This window comes from Amycolatopsis oliviviridis (assembly GCF_014654365.1).
Classification (GTDB): domain Bacteria; phylum Actinomycetota; class Actinomycetes; order Mycobacteriales; family Pseudonocardiaceae; genus Amycolatopsis; species Amycolatopsis oliviviridis.
Genome location: NZ_BNAY01000010.1, coordinates 209,934 through 224,655, shown reverse-complemented (window position 1 = coordinate 224,655; position 14,722 = coordinate 209,934). Strand labels below are relative to the sequence as shown.

At 70.1% G+C, this 14,722-nt stretch carries 14 protein-coding genes, 1 pseudogene and 1 riboswitch; of the genes and pseudogenes, 6 read left to right on the top strand and 9 right to left on the bottom strand.

The features are described 5' to 3' along the window. Window positions 1-110: 110 nt before the first annotated feature. The gene (locus tag IE302_RS35145) at window positions 111-1,439 is read left to right on the top strand and encodes a carbohydrate-binding protein (RefSeq protein WP_191258760.1); all 1,329 of its coding nucleotides are present in this window, start codon (window positions 111-113) and stop codon (window positions 1,437-1,439) included. A gap of 90 nt (window positions 1,440-1,529) precedes the next feature. Here IE302_RS35145 and IE302_RS35140 read toward each other — a convergent pair whose 3' ends face one another. Together IE302_RS35140 and IE302_RS35135 are read right to left on the bottom strand one after the other, a co-directional pair. After that, complete coding sequence (locus tag IE302_RS35140) at window positions 1,530-1,844, bottom strand: DMT family transporter (protein ID WP_191258759.1); 315 nt, start codon at window positions 1,842-1,844, stop codon at window positions 1,530-1,532. 11 nt (window positions 1,845-1,855) lie between these two features. Further along, window positions 1,856-1,924, bottom strand: a riboswitch (guanidine-III (ykkC-III) riboswitch). A 79-nt stretch (window positions 1,925-2,003) separates the two neighbouring features. After that, window positions 2,004-3,218, bottom strand: a complete 1,215-nt coding sequence (locus IE302_RS35135; RefSeq protein WP_191258758.1) for an MFS transporter — start codon at window positions 3,216-3,218, stop codon at window positions 2,004-2,006. 83 nt (window positions 3,219-3,301) lie between these two features. On the opposite strand from IE302_RS35135, the gene IE302_RS35130 reads away from it, so the two are divergent. Then, the gene (locus IE302_RS35130) at window positions 3,302-4,204 is read left to right on the top strand and encodes a LysR family transcriptional regulator (RefSeq protein WP_191258757.1); all 903 of its coding nucleotides are present in this window, start codon (window positions 3,302-3,304) and stop codon (window positions 4,202-4,204) included. 2 nt (window positions 4,205-4,206) lie between these two features. On the opposite strand, the gene IE302_RS35125 is transcribed toward IE302_RS35130, so the two are convergent. Beyond that, a complete protein-coding gene (locus tag IE302_RS35125; protein WP_191258756.1) occupies window positions 4,207-4,788 on the bottom strand; it encodes a TetR/AcrR family transcriptional regulator in 582 nt (193 codons plus the stop codon). 59 nt (window positions 4,789-4,847) lie between these two features. Here IE302_RS35125 and IE302_RS35120 point away from each other — a divergent pair, with 59 nt between their 5' ends. Further along, the gene (locus tag IE302_RS35120; RefSeq protein WP_191258755.1) at window positions 4,848-5,393 is read left to right on the top strand and encodes an SRPBCC family protein; all 546 of its coding nucleotides are present in this window, start codon (window positions 4,848-4,850) and stop codon (window positions 5,391-5,393) included. Here the strand turns inward: IE302_RS35120 and mptB are convergent. Continuing rightward, the gene (gene mptB, locus IE302_RS35115; protein WP_191258754.1) at window positions 5,297-6,736 is read right to left on the bottom strand and encodes a polyprenol phosphomannose-dependent alpha 1,6 mannosyltransferase MptB; all 1,440 of its coding nucleotides are present in this window, start codon (window positions 6,734-6,736) and stop codon (window positions 5,297-5,299) included. The two genes, IE302_RS35120 and mptB, sit on opposite strands and share 97 nt — an antisense overlap. A 111-nt stretch (window positions 6,737-6,847) precedes the next feature. Here mptB and IE302_RS35110 point away from each other — a divergent pair, with 111 nt between their 5' ends. Together IE302_RS35110 and IE302_RS35105 are read left to right on the top strand one after the other, a co-directional pair. Next, a complete protein-coding gene (locus tag IE302_RS35110) occupies window positions 6,848-7,483 on the top strand; it encodes a DUF4230 domain-containing protein (RefSeq protein ID WP_191258917.1) in 636 nt (211 codons plus the stop codon). 98 nt (window positions 7,484-7,581) lie between these two features. Beyond that, window positions 7,582-8,103, top strand: coding sequence for an SRPBCC family protein (locus tag IE302_RS35105; RefSeq protein WP_191258753.1), 522 nt, complete (start codon window positions 7,582-7,584; stop codon window positions 8,101-8,103). On the opposite strand, the gene IE302_RS35100 is transcribed toward IE302_RS35105, so the two are convergent. Then, a complete protein-coding gene (locus IE302_RS35100) occupies window positions 8,100-9,374 on the bottom strand; it encodes a cation:proton antiporter (RefSeq protein ID WP_191258752.1) in 1,275 nt (424 codons plus the stop codon). The two genes, IE302_RS35105 and IE302_RS35100, sit on opposite strands and share 4 nt — an antisense overlap. Window positions 9,375-9,418: 44 nt before the next feature. Beyond that, entirely contained in the window at window positions 9,419-10,621 is a 1,203-nt protein-coding gene (locus IE302_RS35095) for a sigma-54-dependent transcriptional regulator family protein (protein ID WP_191258751.1), read from the bottom strand. 158 nt (window positions 10,622-10,779) lie between these two features. Here IE302_RS35095 and IE302_RS35090 point away from each other — a divergent pair, with 158 nt between their 5' ends. Further along, window positions 10,780-12,597: a flavin-containing monooxygenase gene (locus tag IE302_RS35090; RefSeq protein WP_191258750.1), complete on the top strand. Its 1,818-nt coding sequence runs from the start codon at window positions 10,780-10,782 to the stop codon at window positions 12,595-12,597. Between the two features lie 4 nt (window positions 12,598-12,601). On the opposite strand, the gene IE302_RS35085 is transcribed toward IE302_RS35090, so the two are convergent. The 3 genes and pseudogenes from IE302_RS35085 to IE302_RS35075 all read right to left on the bottom strand — a co-directional run bounded on the left by IE302_RS35085 (window position 12,602) and on the right by IE302_RS35075 (window position 14,646). Further along, window positions 12,602-13,396: an SDR family NAD(P)-dependent oxidoreductase gene (locus IE302_RS35085; protein WP_191258749.1), complete on the bottom strand. Its 795-nt coding sequence runs from the start codon at window positions 13,394-13,396 to the stop codon at window positions 12,602-12,604. A 42-nt stretch (window positions 13,397-13,438) separates the two neighbouring features. Beyond that, window positions 13,439-13,600: pseudogene (locus tag IE302_RS35080) on the bottom strand (VOC family protein); the annotation flags it as partial. Between the two features lie 65 nt (window positions 13,601-13,665). Then, complete coding sequence (locus IE302_RS35075) at window positions 13,666-14,646, bottom strand: helix-turn-helix transcriptional regulator (RefSeq protein WP_191258748.1); 981 nt, start codon at window positions 14,644-14,646, stop codon at window positions 13,666-13,668. Window positions 14,647-14,722: the final 76 nt, after the last annotated feature.

The window sequence follows — 14,722 nt, the reverse complement described above, 5'->3', positions numbered from 1 at the left end:
TCCAGTCCACTGGGTGGATATGACCTAAATGGTATGTACCTTTTGTAGCAGGCGCCTCGTACGGTCTGGACGAGATCTTCTTCCGGAACGTCGGTGAGGAAACGCCTGAAATGAACCGAAAGATCGTAGCGGCCGCCGCGGCGGCCCTTACCGGAGCCGGCCTGGTCACGGCCGTCGCGCTGACACCCAGTGCCAGCGCCGGCCAGACCGTCACGGCATCCGACCAGGTGCAGTCGGAGATCGTCGCGGCCATGGCGCGCGATCTGAAGATCAGCCCTGATCAGGCCAGAACCCGGCTCGCCGACGAGCAGAAGGCCGCCTACGCCGACAGCGCTCTCAAGACCCGGCTCGGCCCGTCCTACGGCGGATCGTGGCTGGACGCGGCCGGGGCCAAGCTGACCGTCGCGGTCACCGACGCGGCACTGGAAGGCACCGTCCGCGCGGCGGGCGCGACGCCGAAGACCGTCACGCGGAGCGCGGCCCAGCTCGACGCGGCCAAACTGTCCTTGGACACCAAGGGATCCACCGCGCCGAAGAGCGTGCCCGGCTGGTACGTCGACGTCGCCACCAACTCGATCGTCGTCCTGGCCCACGCCGGCGGCGAGGCCGCCGCGAAGTCGTGGGCGACCGCGTCCGGGGTGCGCGCCGACGCGGTGCGGGTCGAGACCAGCACCGAAAGCCCGGTCCCGCTGATCGACGTCATCGGCGGCAACGCCTACACCTTCGGTTCGGGCCGGTGCTCGATCGGCTTCTCGGTCGAGGGCGGCTTCGTGACCGCCGGGCACTGCGGCACCACCGGCACGCGGACCTCGAACCCGAGCGGGTCCGTCGCGGGCTCCACCTTCCCCGGCAACGACTATGGGTGGGTCCGCGTCGACGCGGGCAACACCCCGCGCGGGCTGGTCAACCGCTACCCGGGCACCGTGCCGGTGGCGGGTTCGCAGGAGGCCGCGATCGGCGCCTCGGTCTGCCGTTCCGGTTCCACCACGGGCTGGCACTGCGGCACCATCCAGCAGAAGAACGCCTCGGTGAGCTACCCGCAGGGCACCGTTTCCGGCCTCACCCGGACCAACGCCTGCGCCGAACCGGGCGACTCCGGTGGCTCGTGGCTCGCGGGTGACCAGGCCCAGGGCGTCACCTCCGGTGGTTCGGGCAACTGCACCTCGGGCGGCACGTTCTACTTCCAGCCGGTCTCGGTGATCCTGAGCGTCTACGGCCTGAAGCTGGTGACCTCGGGTTCGAACCCGCCGAGCAGCACCACCACGACGCCGACCAACACGACGTCCAACCCGCCCACCGGCACCTGGGCCGTCGGCACCACCTACGCCGCGGGCGCGACGGTCACCTACAACGGAGTTTCCTACCGGGCCCTCCAGGGCCACACCGCACAGGCTGGATGGGAGCCGCCCAACGTCCCAGCGCTTTGGGCCCGCGCCTGACCGCCTAGCCGTCCGGGCCACACGCAGGGGTGCGCCCGGACCGACCGCCCCCGACGTCGTCCGTGCGTCGGGGGCGGTCCCCTTTTCGGCTCAGTGCAGGACTTTCAGCCCCACCACGCAGGCCACGATTCCCACGATCAGCAGGATCTTGGCCAGCGAAACGGTTTCCGCGCCCGACCACATGCTGTAGGCGACGGTGAGGGAAGCCCCGATCCCGACCCAGACCGCGTACGCGGTGCCGACGGGGAGATCCCTCATCGCGTAGGCGAGACCCACCATGCTCGCCACCAGCGTGACGCCGAAGATCACCGACGGTACGGGCCGGGAGAATCCTTGGGACTTGCCGAGGGCGGTGGCCCACACGGCTTCCAGAACACCCGAAACGATCAGGACAAGCCACGACATGACGCGCTCCCAGAGCGCCGTCTTGTCGCTGGCCGGGTACGGCACCCACTCGTCCGGGGACCTCGATCACGAGGTTCCACGACCAGGATCGCACACCGCCCGCGCGGGGCGCCCCCGGGTTTGACGAGGATCACCACCGCGACGGGCCACTGTGGACGGTCAGCGGGTGAGCACCTTGGGTGCGGACCAGGCGAGCAAACCCAGTTCCAGCACCGAGAATCCGATCAGCGCCCACGCGCTCGGCAGCCAGATCAGCGAGATGCCGACGAGGAGGATGGGCAGGACCAGTCCGGCGTAGGCGGCCAGGAACAGGGCCGCGAGCACCTCGCCGCGCACCGGCGGCTCGGCGAGCGCGGCGACGGTGGCCACCGAGGCGCGGAAGCCCAGCCCGACACCGGCACCCGCCACGATCCCGCCGGCGAGGAAGAGCCACAGCTGGGACGTCGTCACCGCGACCGGCAGCGCCACGAGCCCGGTCACCATCAGCCCGAGACCGAGCCGCAGCTGGGTCCGCCTGGCCAGCCCGGCGAAGACCACCTGCGCCGAGGCCGCCGCCAGGAACACGGAGAACGACGCGAGCCCGGCCAGCATCCGTGAGCTCTGGTGCATCCCTTGCGCCAGCAAGGTCGGCGTCAGCGCCATGAACAGTCCCGTGATCGCGAAGGCCGCGAAGGCGCCGATCGCCGCGCCGAAGAAGGCGGGCCGCGCGCTCGACGGCAGCGAGACGCGCTGCGGCCGGTACGCGGGCCGTTCCTCGGCACGTTCCACCGTTTCCGGCACGAGCGCGACCGCGATGGCCGCCGCGAGCAACAGGACCAGGAAGAACACGAACGGTGTGGTGAGCGGCTCGGCCGAATAGCTCGCGAAGACGCCGCCGAACAACGGACCGAGCGCCAGCCCGCCCATGTTGACCACGGTCGCGATCAGTCCCGCGCGGGCGTGGTCCTCGCGCGGCCGGGCGACGGCGCGCAACTCGGACAGATGCGCGGTGGCGGTCGCGGTCAGCGCGCCGATCCCCGCCCCGCCGATGAACCTGGCCAGGATCAGCCCTGGCACGTCCGGCCAGGCCAGGAAGAGCGTCGCGGAGAGCGCCTGGGTCAGGGTCGCGGCGAGGATCACCCGCCGTCGTCCCAGCCAGTCGCTGACATGACCGGCGAGGTACAGGCTGCCCATCACGCCGACCGCGTACGCCGCGAAAACGATGGTCACGACGTAGGTCGGGAAGCCGTCACGCTGCTGGTAGAGCACGTAGAGCGGGGTGGGGACGGTGGAGAAGGCCAGCGAGGCGGCGTACGCGGCCGCGATGACCCAGAAGCCGCGGCCGTGGCTGATCCGCCGGAGCGCGGGACGGGGGAGGGTGGCACTGTTCAGCATGTCTCCACTGTGGATCCCGGGATCATCCAAGTCCAACGAACAATGCTGGTCACAGTTATCCGAAACTGCGATAATTCCGCTTCGTGGAGACTCGTCAGCTCGAATGCTTCGTCGCCGTCGCCGAGGAACTCAGTTTCACCCGCGCCGCTCGACGGTTGTACGCGGTGCAGTCCACCGTCTCGGCGACCATCCAGGCACTCGAAGGCGAGCTGGGCGTCAAGCTGTTCGACCGGTCGACCCGGCGCGTCGCGCTCTCACCTGCGGGCGCGGTGTTCCTGCCCGAGGCCAAAGCCGCGCTGGAGGCCTTCGACAGGGCACGCGAGGTGGTCGCCGACGCCTCCGCCGGCCTGCGCGGCAGCCTCCGTTTCGGCACCTTGACCAGCGTCGGCGACCTCGACCTGCCCGAGCTGCTCGGCGCCTTCCACCGGCGGTACCCGCTGGTCGAACTGCACGTCACGGTGTCGATCACCGGATCGACCGGACTGGCCGAGGACCTGCGCCAGGGCAGGCTCGACGTCGCCCTGCTCGGCCTGCCGGAGTCCGATCTCGCCGGGCTCGAAACCAAGCTGGTCGGCTCGGTGCCGTTCGTCGTCGTGCTGCCCGACGGTCATCGGCTGGGCGACCGCCCATCGCTGACCCTGGCGGACGTCGCGGGCGAGTCGTTCGTGGACAATCCGCGCGGCTTCGGCAACCGGGTCGCCTTGGACCGCGCCTTCGAGGCGATCGGGGCGCCGCGGCGGGTCGTCGTCGAGGTCGCCGATCTGCGCGCGGTGCCCGGTTACGTGGCCGCGGGACTCGGTATCGCCGTCGTGCCCGATCTCCGGCTGCTGGCAGGGGTCCGGACGATCCCGCTCGACGAACCCGGCCTCGTCTGGCCGCTGACCATCGCCACCCGGGGTGAACGGCCGCCCGGCCGCGCCGCCCGCCTGCTGCTCGATCTGCTCGACGGCGAGGAGTTCTCCCTCGCGCTCCCGGTCCGGTCCTGAGCTCAGCCCGACAGCAGCGTGCGGGTGGTGCGGGCGACCAGGTCGACGGTGCGCGGCGGCGGCGCTTGGCCGCGATCGAGGTGTCGCCTCACCGCGGCATAGGGGAGGTCCACGAGAGCCAGCATCAGCTCGTCGGTGCTCCGGCCGGTCAGTGGACGCAGCCGCCGGACGACCTTGGTGATCGCCGCGTCGAGGCGGTGATTGGCGTCGGCGGCGCGGGCGCGGTCTTCCGCGCTCCAGTCGTCGACGCCGAGTGCGCGGTCGCCGCTGTAGAGGAGCTTCCCCTCGGCGGGATACGCATGGCACCAGCGGACGACCTGGGCTGCTGCTTCGACGGCGGCCTCCGTGGCCGGTTCCTGTTCGAGGGCTTCGAGGTAGCCCTGCTGGAAGCGGGTCAGGGTGCGGAACCAGACGGCGGCGAGCAGGGCCGGACGTCCGGGGAACCGATGGTAGATCGACCCGCTCGGCGCGCCGACCTCGCGGGCGACGGCCGACATGGTCACCCCGGTGACCCCTTCAGCGGCGAAGATCCGCACCGCGGCGTCGAGGAAGTCGTCGGCGGTGTGCCGTGGTGGCCGTCCCATTTTCAGAGACTATCCTCTACTATGGTTTTAGGGGAAGGTCTCTAGAACTAGGAGGCGCGATGCGCGTGTGGAACAGGCATTCCCGGATCGTCGACGTGGCGCAAGAGCGCGTCGGCGCGTTGATCGACACACTGTCCACTGACGACGACAGGCTTTGGCCCATCGGCGCGTGGCCGCCGATGAGGTTCGACCGGCCGCTCGGCGTCGGAGCCGACGGCGGGCACGGACCGGTGCGGTATCGCGTCGAGTCCTACGAAGCCGGGAAGTCCGTGAGGTTCCGGTTCACCGCGCCGCGCGGCTTCGACGGGTTCCACGAGTTCACCATGCGTGTGACGGAAACCGGGGAGACCGAGCTCGTGCATCTCATGGTGCTGCGGCTGCGGCATCCCGCTTGGCTCACGTACCCGCTGCTGTGGCGGCCGATGCACGACGCCTTGCTGGAGGACTGCCTGGACCGTGCCGAGCGTGAACTCACCGGCACGGTCCGGACACCCGCGCGCTGGAGCCCTTACGTCCGGCTCTTGCGGAACCTGATCTCCGGCAACAAATTCCTTCGCTTGAGGAAGAACAAGGTGCCGCCGATGAGCACGACGGCGATCAGGTAGCCCAGCGCCAGTGACACGGCACCGCCGTTCGCGGGCGGCAGCAGAACACCGAACAGCGCGCTGATCCCGGCGAGGATCCACCGGCCGCGGTCGGTCGTCAGGCTGACGGCGAGCAGCGCGACCGTCCACAGGAGATACCACGGCTGCACGACCGGCCCGAGCACCAGCATCGCGGCGAAAGTCAGTCCCGCGCCGTAAAGCGGGTGCATCTTCTCGCGGTAGGTGAGCCACAACAGCCGGGCGCCGACGGCGAGGCCGAGGATCGCGCCGATGAGCGAGAACACCTTGATCGCGCCGTCGGTCAGGTCGGCGCCGAAGATCTTGCCCACGCCGCCGACGAGGAAGCCGAGTTCGTTGGTGGGCGCCATCCAGCTGTGCACCTGGCCGGAAACCCCGGAGAGCACGCGGACCCAGCCGAACCCGAGGCCGCTGCCCAGCGAGATCGCCACGGTGACCGCCGCGAATCCGGCGGGCAACCCGAGCGCCACCGCGAACCGGCCGGCGGGCGTCGCCCGGCGGAACAGGTCGACGCCGACGAACAGCAGGCCCGCGACGGCCACGATCTTGATGTTGGCGGCGGCGCTGACCGCGATCACGCCCGCCGCGATCAGCGCGGGCCGGGCGGCGCCGGTCTTGGCCGCGCCCATGAGAACGAGTTCCAGCCCGGCCACCATCAGCCCGACCATGAGCCCGTCGTTGTGCACGCCCGCCACGATGTGCCACAGCACCAGCGGGTTGAGCAGTGCCAGCCACAACGCGATCGACGGCGAGACCCCGACGCGGCGGGCGAGCCGGGGGAGCGCCCACGCCAGGAGCGCGATCCCCGCCAGCCCCAGCAGCCGGTGCAGCAGCACGGTCGGGACGAAGGCGTCCCCGGCGAGGTGGGCGATCGTGCGGGCCAGCGCGACGAACGCCGGACCGTACGGCGCGGGCGTGTCCCGCCAGTAGTGGCTGACCTCGAGCGTCACCGGCGAATCGGCGCCGAGCGCCTCCGCCGGTCCCACCAGATAGGTGTCGAACCCCTTGGCCGCGATCAGGCCCTGCGCCAGATAGCTGTTGATGTCACCGCTGAACAGCGGGCGCGCGACCAGCAGCGGCGCGCACCACGAGACCGCGATCCAGTACAGCCGCCGCTCGGGCAGCCCGGCGGCGAGCCGTCCGATGCCCAGCCATGACAGCACCAGGGTCGCCATGCCGGTGACGCCCAGCGCCACCACCAGCACCGACGGCAGGCCGATCCCGGAGGTGACCAGTACCAGCACGGCGATCCCGAGGAAACCCGCCCAGTGCAATGCCGAGCTGGTCAGCCCGGTCTTCTCCGGCGCGGGCAAGACGTTCTGCATGCGGCCAAACTACTCCAAGTGCGAAATCCGGTTCCGCCGATCGTCCGAGAAACCGGTTCCGGCGCTTCGAGACGGCGTCCACCGGGTACTCCAAGCGCTGGAGAGGCGGTGGTGGGCGTGAAGAAACGCTGGGTGCGCCTGGGGGCGTTCGCCCTGGCCGGAATTCTGGTCGTCGGCGCGGCACTGCAGATCGCCGGGCTGCTGCCGAAGCTCGACCCGTTCGGAACGTCCACTGTGGACCGTACGCGGCCCGCGGTGCTCCAGGCGGTCCGCGACCTGAGTCAGTACCACGCGGCGGCCGGCGACTACCAGGTCGTCGTCGACATCGAGAAGGACGTCAAATGGGTGCCGGCGGCCATCGCCGGGGAGCGGACCCTGTTCGTGGCGTCCGGCTCTGTCGACGCGTACGTCGATTTCGGCCCGCTGGTGGAGAATTCCCTCACCGTCTCGGAAGACCGTCGATCGGTCGAGGTGCGGCTGCCCGAGCCCAAGCTGGCGAAACCCGCTTTGGACAACGAGCACAGCTACGTCTTCGGCCAGGAGCGCGGTCTGCTCGACCGGCTTTCGGCGCTGGTGTCGGTACCGGACCAGCAACGGTTCCACCTCGCCGCGGAGAAGCGGATCGGGGAAGCCGCGCAGACCTCCGGACTGCTCGAACGAGCCAGGGCCAACACGAAGGCGATGCTCACCGGGCTGTTGCGGGCACTGGGCTTCGAAGTCATTTTCACTGCCGAACCGACGACCTGACCGGCCGGGATTTATGCGAATGTGCGCGCTTTCCCGGGCCGGTCTTGACCGGTCCGCCCTCGTACTGGTGCGCTGGCGGGGCCGACCGGGAGGGCGCGATGGTGACGAGGCCGAGAGACAAGCTGACCTACAGTGAACCGATCGCGACCGGCGAGATCACGATCTCGGCCGCGCCCGACAAGGTGTACCGGCTCGTCAGCGATCCCGTCGCGATGGCGGAGTGCGCCGAGGAACTGTGCAAGGCCCGCTGGATCCGCGGCGCGACCGAGGCGCGCGTCGGGAACTGGTTCGCGGGCAGCAACCGCAACGGCCTGCGGCGCTGGGTGACGCATGCCGAGATCACCGAGGCCGAACCGGGACGGCGGTTCGCCTATCGGGTCCGTACCCCTTTCTTCGTGCCGATTTCCCGCTGGGAGTACGAGATCAGCCCCGAAGGCGACGGCAGCCGCGTCACCGTGACGAACTGGCTGCGGGTGCCGGGATGGTTCGTCCCGCTCGCCATCTTCATCACCGGCGAGCCCGATCGCGTCGCGACCAACCGCGCCAACATCGCCACCACTCTGCACCGGGTGAAGGCCCGGCTCGAAGGCCGGGAGTGGCATCGGGAACCCCGCGTTTAGTCCTCTGAATGCGTCTGCCGGGGGCTCTCGGCGTTCTGCAACCCCCGGTTCTCCAGCCTGCGCATCACCGGGCCGGACAGCAGGCCGTGGACGAGGACCGAAACCCCGACGGTGAGAGCCGTGACGCGCCAGAGCGAGTCGGCCATCGGGAAATCGCCGTGTCCCAGCGCGTAGGACAGGTAGTAGAGGCTGCCGATCCCGCGGATGCCGAAGAACGCGATCGCCTTTGCCGCCGGTCGCGTGGTGGTGCCCCCGATCAGCGCCAGCCCGCCGAACAACGGGCGCACGATTACGACCGCCGCGACCGCCACCAGGACCTCGACCGGCTTCAGGCCGTCGAGGAGCCCGTCGCCCAGCGCGACACCGAGACCGAGCAAGGCCAGCGCCACGAAGAGCCTTTCGAGCTGATCGCCGAATTCGTGCAGCACGCCGTGGTACTCGTGCGACCGCTCGCTGGCGCGGATGGTCGCGGCGGCGGTGAACACCGCGACGAAGCCGATGCCACCCAGCCATTCGCACAGCGCGAAGGGCAGGAACGCGATGGCCAGCACCACGAGCCCGTCGGAGTACTCGCCGAGGCGCAGCCGCTGGTGCCGCACCCGGAACATGAGCCAGGACAGCAACCGGCCGCAGGCGAGGCCGACCAGGACGGCGATCGCCAGTGGAGCGAGGACTTCGGTCAGCAGCCATGGCACGGGTGACACCGTCGTCGTTCCGGCCAGCGCGAGGGCCAGCAGGACGAACGGCATCGCCAGCCCGTCGTTGAGCCCGGCTTCCGAGGTCAGCGTGAACCGGATCTCGTTGTCCGACCCGCGTCCGTCCTCGGTATGCGGCGCGGGCACCTGGACATCGCTCGCCAGCACCGGATCGGTCGGCGACAGCACGGCCCCCAGCAGCAGCGCGGCGGCGGGGGACAGGGCGAGCGCCCACCAGCCGAGCAGGGCCATCGCGCCGACCGACAACGGCAGCGTGATCGCCAGCAGCCGCCAGGTCGAGTTCCACGATCGCCAGCCGATCAGGCGGTCGGATTTCAGCCCCGCGCCGACCAGCGACACCAGGACGCCGAGTTCGGTGATCACTTCGACCGCGCCCACATGTGACCGCGGGTCGAGGACGCCCTCGCCGTAGGGGTGTCCGAAGGGGAGCAATCCGAAGAGGAGCCCGCCCAGCAGCAGGATCAGCGGCATCGACAGCGCGCGTTCGTGCAGCAGATTCGGCAGCACCGCGGCGCACAGCGCCAGAACGCCCGCTCCGGCGAGCAGTATCTCCATGTGAGCGGAGTACCCGGTCCGGACCTGTCGCAACCGATCGCGGCTCAGCCGCCGACTTCGAGTCCTTTGTGGACGGAAAGGTCGACGCCCGAGGCCAGCCGGTACGGCCGGGTGTCCACGATGGCGCCCAGCAGCCGTCGCAGCCGGGAGACCTCGGCACGGACGGTGACGAGGTGTTCGGCGTCACCGTAGAGCGCGCGGCTGAGCGCCTCGGCCGAAAGCCCGGCCGGACCCGCCGTGCGCAGGTGCACCAGGATCCCGGCGTGCCGGGGCGTCACGGTGCGGACCCAGCCGACGTCCCCCGACCGCATCCGCAGCATCGGCGCGTGCCCGAGTTCGAGATCCAGCCGGACCCGGCGCGCGGTGTCGGCCGGGCGCACGAGCCAGCCTTCGGCCAGCCGTTCGGGCAGGCAGGCGCCCAGCCCGGGGACGGCGAGGATCTGGCCTTCCACGGGAGCGGCGATCCGCGTCCCGGGCGCGATACCGGCGGAATGGGCCACCCAGCCGTCGTCGTCCACCAGCAGCGCCGGTCCTCCCGTGCCCGCGACCACCGGCTCGGCGGTTCTGCGCAGCCTGTCCAGGCCCTGCTGGTGGTGGCGCCAGAGTTCGGATTCGACGAGCCGCCGCCCGGTCTCCACCAGCGCGCCGATCGCCGGGTGCAGGGTCAGCGCCGGTCCGCTGACGTCGATCACCCCGAGCAGTTCGCCGGTGCGAGGGTCGTGCACCGGCGACGCGGTGCAGTACCAAGGATGCTGGCCCTGTTCGAAATGCTCCCCGGCGAGCAGTTCCACCGGCGCGGCTTCGGCGAGCGCGGTGCCGATCGCGTTGGTGCCCACCCGGGTTTCGGTCCAGTCGGCGCCTTCGGTGAAGCCCAGGGTGTCGGCGCGCCGTTTGACCGCGGGCGAACCCGCCCGCCAGAGGATGACGCCCTCGGCGTCGGTCACCACCAGCAGCATGTTCGCGGTGTCGGACGTCGTCCCGAGCACCTGTCCGAGGTCGTCCACGACATGCCGCAAGGGTGAGGCGCGGCGACGGCGGGCGACCTCGTCGAGCGGGACCGAATCGCGGGTGTTCACGCCGTCGGCGGCGAGCCCCAGACTCAGCGCGCGCGACCACGATCGCGAGACCAAGGGTCGCGGCCGGACGCGTGGACGGCCGCCGCCGATCACGGCTTCGTGCATGCGGACCAGGTCGCGGGCGTGCATCGGCAGGTCGGCGCCGGGCGGGACCGAGCTGAACACGCCCATAGGCCACCTCCGCACCATCGCGTCGACCGACCAGCATAGGTCGGCCGACGCGAACGCGCCAAGGAATCGCGCTGCAACACGCTGCAACCCTTGCCGCTCCGGCCGCCCCGGGCGTGTGATCGGGGTAACAGCCGAAACGCCGAGGTTTGGGAGTGGCCATGACACAGACGGTGGACCGGATCGAGGCGACGGGCTCGCCGCAGGCTCGGGTCGATGCCTGGCTGAGCCGGTTCGAAGCGGCCCTCACCGCTCGTGACGCCGAGGCCGCCGCCGCGCTCTTCGCGGTCGACAGCTATTGGCGCGACCTGGTCGCTTTCACCTGGACGATCAAGACGGTCGAGGGCCGCGACGGGGTCACCGACCTGCTCGGCGCCTGCCTCGACCGGATCGCGCCGTCCGGATTCCGCACCACCGAGACGCCGACCGAAGCCGACGGCGTGACCGAAGCGTGGCTGGAGTTCGAGACCGCGACTGGCCGTGCGAAGGGTCACTTGCGGCTGAAGGACGAAGGCGCCTGGACGCTGCTGACGAGCCTGCGCGAGCTCAAAGGTTTCGAGGAGCGGCGCAACGAACAGCGGTCGAAGGGTGTCGCGCACGGCGTTGTCCGCGGCCGGAAGTCGTGGGCCGAGAAGCGCGAGGAAGAACAGACGCGGCTCGGCTACGACGAGCAGCCGTACGTCGTCGTCATCGGCGGCGGCCAGGGCGGTATCGCGCTCGGCGCCCGGCTGCGGCAGCTCGATGTGCCGACGCTCGTCCTGGAACGCAACGAACGGCCGGGCGACTCGTGGCGCAAGCGGTACAAGAACCTGTGCCTGCACGACCCGGTCTGGTACGACCACCTGCCCTACCTGCCGTTCCCGGACAACTGGCCGGTGTTCGCGCCCAAGGACAAGATCGCCGACTGGCTGGAGATGTACACGCGGCTCATGGAGGTGCCGTACTGGACCAGTACGGAGGTGACCTCGGCGTCCTGGGACGAGGAGAAGCAGCAGTGGCTGGTGACCGTCGTCCGCGAGGGCGAGGAGCTGGTGCTCACGCCGCGGCACGTCGTGTTCGCGACCGGGATGTCCGGCAAGCCGAATCTCCCGTCGTTCCCCGGGATGGACGAGTTCGGCGGCGATCAGCACCATTCGTCGCAGCACCCCGGGCCGGACGCCTACGCGGGCAAGAAGGCCGTCGTGGTCGGCTCCAACAACTCCGCGCACGACATCTGCGCGGCGCTGTGGGAACACGGCGCCGACGTCACCATGGTGCAGCGGTCGTCGACGCATGTCGTCAAGTCGGATTCCCTGATGGACCTCGGCCTCGGCGACCTGTATTCGGAACGCGCGGTGCGGGCGGGGATCACCACCGACAAGGCGGACATGATCTTCGCGTCCATCCCGTACCGGATCATGCCGCAGTTCCAGATCCCGGTGTACGACGCGATCCGCGAGCGGGACAAGGACTTCTACGCGCGGCTGGAGGCGGCCGGATTCCGGCACGACTGGGGCGACGACGGATCAGGCCTGTTCCTGAAGTACCTGCGCCGCGGCTCCGGCTACTACATCGACGTCGGCGCCTCGGAACTGGTGGCCGACGGGAAGATCAAGCTGGCGCACGGTCAGGTCGACCACCTGACCCGGGACGCGGTCGTGCTGTCCGACGGCACGGAACTCGCAGCGGACGTCGTCGTCTACGCCACCGGCTACGGCTCGATGAACGGCTGGGTCGCGGACCTCGTCGGACAGGAGACCGCGGACCGCGTCGGCAAATGCTGGGGCCTCGGCTCGGACACGACGAAGGACCCCGGACCGTGGGAAGGGGAGCAGCGCAACATGTGGAAGCCCACCCGGCAGGAAGGGCTGTGGTTCCACGGCGGGAACCTGCACCAGTCGCGGCACTACTCCCTTTACCTGGCGCTGCAACTGAAAGCGCGCTACGAGGGCATCCCGACGCCGGTGTTCGGCCTCCAGGAGGTGCACCACAAGTCGTGAGGGATCACGGCACGATCGAGTCGACGTAACCACCGTCGACGCGGACCGCGGCCCCGGTGGTGGCCGAGGCGAGCGGGGAAGCCAGGTACACCACCAGGTTGGCGATCTCCTCGGGTTCGATGAGCCGCTGCAGCAACGATTGCGGCCGGTGCCGGCGCATGAACTCACGCTGGGCCTCGTCCCACGGGAGATCCTTGTCGACCAGTTCGTACACGAAGTCCTCGACACCGCCGGTGTGGGTCGGGCCCGCGATCACCGAGTTTACCGTGACGCCCGTCCCCGCCGCGGCCTTGGCGAACCCCCGGGAGACGCCGAGCAACGCGGTCTTCGACATTCCATAGTGGATCATCTCGGCGGGGATGACGATCGCGGAATCGCTGGCGATGTACTGGATCCGGCCCCAGTCGCGGTCCGTCATCCCCGGCAGGTACGCGCGGGTCAGCCGCACCGCGGCGAGGACGTTGACCTCGAAGTACCGGCGCCACTCGTCGTCGGTGATGTCCAAAGGGGACTGTGTCCCGAAGATGCCCAGGTTGTTGACCAGGACGTCGGCGTCGGGCACCGCCTCCAGTACCCGGGCGGTGCCCTCGTCCGTGGAGACGTCACCGGCCGCCGCGATGACGTCGGCGTCCGGTACTTCGCCACGCAGCCGGTCGATCGCGGCCGTGACACCGGATTCGCCCCGGCCGTTGAGCGCGACCAGGGCACCGGCCTTGGCCAGCCCGGTGGCGATGGCGAACCCGATGCCCTGGGTCGATCCGGTGACCAGGGCCGTCTTCCCGCTCAGATCCAGTCGCATGGCCTCAGTCTCGCGCAGAAGTCCGCCGGGCGCTGGTCGCCGTCAGGACACAGTCGCGATCTTCCAGAGATACCCGTCCGGGTCGGCGAAGTAACCGGAGTAGCCACCCCAGTCGCCCGCGACGGCCTCCTTGACCACGGTCGCGCCCGCCGCGACGGCGGCCCGGAAGATCTCGTCCACTTCCTGGCGGGAATCGGTGATGTGGTGGAAGGAGGAACCTCGGAAGCCGCAGTTTCGTCGTTATGACGGCAACAGTATGGGCGGAGTGGTCAGGGGTGCTTCTCGATTCCTGATCGTCCGTTCGCCGCCTTCGCGTACCGATCGGCCAAGACCGCGAAGGCCTCCTTCAGCTCAACGGGCCTGACTACTTCGATGTCCGCGTCGAACCGTCCGATGCTCGCCGCGAGCCCGGCCCACGACCACGAACCCAGCACCAGACGGCATCGATCCGGCCCCACCTCCTCGACGACGCCGTCGCGGACGTAGTGGGCGACCGTCGCGGCGGGAAGATCGAGGATCACCTCGCCGCGGCAAGGCCACTCGCCGGTGTCGGACGAACCCCGGAACCGGCTCGCGACGAAGATGGCGACGTCGGGGACGGGCAGTTCGCGCGGGGTGAACCGCGGGCCGGTCGGCGTGCGCGGGGTGATCCGGTCGGCCCGGAAAGTACGCCAGTCCTGACGGTCCAGGTCCCAGGCGACGAGATACCAGCGGCCGTGCCAGGTGACCAGGTGATGGGGCTCGGCCCGGCGCGGGGGAGACGCTCCGGCGTAGTCGAACCGCAGGACCTCGCGAGCGTGCACGGCCGCGCCGAGCGCCAGCAGGACGTCACCGTCGACACGGGGATCGGCTCGGCTCGACGGCGACTCGACGGCGGTCACCTGGAGGGTGTCGATCCGGCGTCGCAGCCGCGAGGGCATCACCTGCCGGACGGTGTGCAGCGCCCGCATCGCGGCCTCTTCGATCCCCGCGCCGCTCGTGGTGGCGATCTGGAGCGCGACGGCCAGGGCGACCGCCTGGTCGTCGTCGAACAGCAGCGGCGGCAGCTCGGACCCCGCGTCGAGCCGGTACCCGCCGTCGGGCCCCTTGACGGTCGCGATGGGGTACCCGAGTTCGCGGAGCCTGTCGACGTCACGCCGCACAGTCCGCGGGCTGATGTCCAGCCGCTCGGCCAGCAGCGCTCCCGGCCAGTCGCGGCGAGCCTGCAGCAACGAGAGCATCGACAGCAGTCGCGCGGAGGTTTTCGGCATGTTTTCCATCATGCCGCCAGTAGCGGCCACATCCTGTCCTCTACCCCTGCGAGAGTCGTCTTGTGCCAGAAAACGA